This is a genomic window from Microcystis sp. LEGE 00066 (genome assembly GCF_015207925.1).
Classification (GTDB): domain Bacteria; phylum Cyanobacteriota; class Cyanobacteriia; order Cyanobacteriales; family Microcystaceae; genus Microcystis; species Microcystis ichthyoblabe_A.
In genome coordinates this window covers 1-1,320 of sequence record NZ_JADEVX010000367.1, presented here as the reverse complement: position 1 = coordinate 1,320, position 1,320 = coordinate 1, and the positions used below count along the sequence as shown (strand labels likewise).

The window sequence follows — 1,320 nt, the reverse complement described above, 5'->3', positions numbered from 1 at the left end:
GTATTGAGGTTACTACCCTCCGGTTTTGGGGGATTAGCGATCGCACCTCGGCACACTTCCGGGTTAGGGGCAAAACTGACGCGCACTTGATAGATTCTCGACTCACCACTAGGATTATTAAAACGAGTTGAGCGCACTTCCCCAGCCCCCTGTTGATTGAAAATCGGGAAGCCGGCACTTTTAATTAACTGGGGTTCACTGCTGAGGCGCCCTTGAGCATCCACCGTCACCCCATAAACCGCCGTCCCCGCTAATTGACGGGAACAAGCTGTAGCGGGATAATTACCGGTTAAATTGACGGTAGTTATGCCTCTGCTGCCCTGATTGGGCTGATTTAGTTCATTTAAGGCATTAGGATTGGTTTTTTGGACTCTGGCCAGCCAATCCACCTGATTTCTCATGGCCTCCTCGTTACTCGTATTGCTTTTATCCGCCTCCAGGGCGCGCAAACGTTCTCGCATTTCCCACATTAATTGTTGACGACGCTGTTCATCAATGGGCGATTGACCATTCGGCTCCGAAGTGCGGGCCAAGGAATTGTTTAATTGTTCCTGTGCCTGTTGCGATGCACTACGGGGCGAATTTCGCAATCTATCTAAAGTTAGATTATCTTGGTAGGGATCGAATTCAGGCCGGAGCTGCTGGTTATTAGTCTCCCTCGGCAGATTATTATTCTCTGGCAGCGTGGGAACAGAAGGAGGACTAGGTAAACTGGGGGTAGAAGTGGGAAAATTGCGAGGAATCGGTAATCTACCCAGAGAGGGAATAGATGCCACGGGAGGAGAATAGATATTGACGGAGGGTAAGGAGGAGAGGGGAGGTAAAGCAGGTAAAGAAGGTAAAGGGGGAAGGGAAGAAACCGAGGGTAAAGGAGGTAAGGTGCTGTTATGGATACCATCCATGGGGGGGAGAGGAGGCAAAGAGGAAGAAGACGAATTGGGGTTAGGCAGTTCCGGTAAGCTGGACAGGGAGGAGTCGAGACTGGGAAGACGTGACTGCTCTAGAGGGTTCAATTCAATCAGATTGACGTTGCGTAACTCTTTTTTTGGCTCCTGCGCTGGATTATTGAGGAAATTAGGTAAGATAATCGCTAAAATTAGGGCATGAATACCAAGAGAAGCGGCGAACGAGAGATTATTAGAGTTAATTAGTTTATTTTCTTCGGTTTCTAGACCAAAATAGGAGGATGTCATAATCTAGTTAATTGAGCAGAGCCTTGAGGGGAAAAGTTAACTCTATTCTAATCGTCAAGGCGATTTTTTTTTCTTGAGGGCGGGGAATTAATTGGTGTCAGTACCCCACCACCCCACCACCCCACAC

Annotated in this window: 1 protein-coding gene; it reads right to left on the bottom strand. The window is 48.3% G+C overall.

Annotated elements, in window-relative coordinates; translation table 11 throughout:
* The coding region (locus IQ224_RS23575) for an energy transducer TonB (protein ID WP_194033557.1) at window positions 1-1,193 on the bottom strand (1,193 nt) is incomplete at its 3' end.
* Window positions 1,194-1,320 lie beyond the last annotated feature (127 nt).